Below are 1,514 nucleotides of genomic sequence, written 5' to 3'. Positions count from 1 at the left end.
CGCCGCGTTCGGCGCCGCCGCGGTGGCGGCCGCGCTGCTGATCGGTGGCGGCGCCTGGGCCCTGACCGGCTCCGACGACTCCCCCGAGGAGAAGGCCGGCCCGCAGCCCACCCGGGAGGCGTCCCCCGAGCCGTCCGTCAGCGTCGACCAGGGCGACGGCAACGGCGGAGGCGGCAAGGAGATCGACATCAACGGCGAGCGGGCCCCCGGTGAGGACCGCGTCGCCTGGTACAAGGGCGCACCCGACAGCCCCAAGGGCGGGGCCTCGGCGCCCGGCATGTGGGTGGTGGGCGACGTCGCCGTGAAGGCCGCCTACAAGCAGGTCTTCGGCTGGAAGGCCGCCAACGGTGACGAGGCGTGGAAGCCGGTCACCTTCCCCGCGGAGATCTGCGCGGTGACGCGGCGGACCACCGACGACGGCCGAATAGCCGTCGCCTACAAGAGCGGCACCAGCTCACGCGCCAAGTGCAACCGCGTCCAGGAACTCGACCTGCGCACCGGCGAGCGCGGCTGGGAGATCGAGATCGGCGAGGGCGGTCTCTTCGACGGCACCTCCGAGCTCTCCCTCAGCCTGGCCGGGGACAGCCTCGTCGTCGGCCGCTCCCAGTCCGCCGTCGGCTACGACATGAAGACCGGCAAGAAGCGGTACGACATCGTCAAGTACGGCGCCTCCTGTTTCCCGTCCGGCTTCGCCGGCGACGCCCAGCGGCTGATCGTCGCCGCCTCCTGCGCCGCGGCCACCGACAAGGCGCACGACGAACTCCGCGAACTCGACCCCGCGACCGGCAAGGTGCGCTGGACGGTCCCGCTGAACAAGGGCTGGGAGGTCGAGAAGGTCTACAGCGTGACGCCGCTGGTGGTCCAGGGGATCAACCGCGACAAGGAGCAGGGCGACATCTCCGTGTTCGACGCCGGCGGCAGGACCCGCTCCCAGGTCGGACTCGACGGCAAGACCGAACTCGACTTCCGCTGCTCCGGCATGTCCATCCTCAACAAGGCGCTGGAGTCCTGCGACTTCGTCGTCGACGACAAGAACATGTACCTGGCCACCAAGGCCGTCACCGGTCCGAACGAGATCGTCGCGGTCGGCCTGGACACCGGCAAGGAGCAGTGGCGGGTGAAGTCCCCCGCCGACTCCTCGATGCATCCGCTGGCGGTGGAGAACGGCAGGCTCGTCGCCTATGCCGGGGCCACCTACGACCAGGGCGGCCAGGTGGTGGCCGTGCCGACGGCCGGCAGCCACGAGCCGCAGAAGCTGCTGCGGCACCCGGCGGCCGGGGCACCGCTGGAGAACGGTTTCCTCGGGGGTGACGTCGCCTGGTCCGGCGGCCGCCTCTTCCTCTCCGTCGACCGGCTGACCGGCAGCGACGACCTCGAGGAGAAACTGATGATGGCCTTCGCCAAGTAGTCCGGCCCCGAGCCGGCCCCGGGCAGCCCCGGCTGCCCGGGCGGCCCCGACCGACATCCCCCGCCGGCCGACACGTCCCGTCCCGGCCGATCCCCCCACCCGACCC

1 protein-coding gene is annotated in these 1,514 nt (G+C 71.8%); it reads left to right on the top strand.

The genetic code is table 11. From position 1 onward, the window contains the following. A partial coding sequence (locus HW445_RS30650; protein WP_180224053.1) for a PQQ-binding-like beta-propeller repeat protein occupies positions 1–1,408 on the top strand: 1,408 nt, incomplete at its 5' end. Positions 1,409–1,514: the final 106 nt, after the last annotated feature.

Origin of the sequence: Streptomyces sp. UH6, from assembly GCF_013421635.1 — a bacterium.
Lineage (GTDB): Bacteria > Actinomycetota > Actinomycetes > Streptomycetales > Streptomycetaceae > Streptomyces > Streptomyces abyssomicinicus.
Note: the sequence above shows the minus strand (reverse complement) of the source record. Positions and strands in the feature narration are given on the sequence as shown.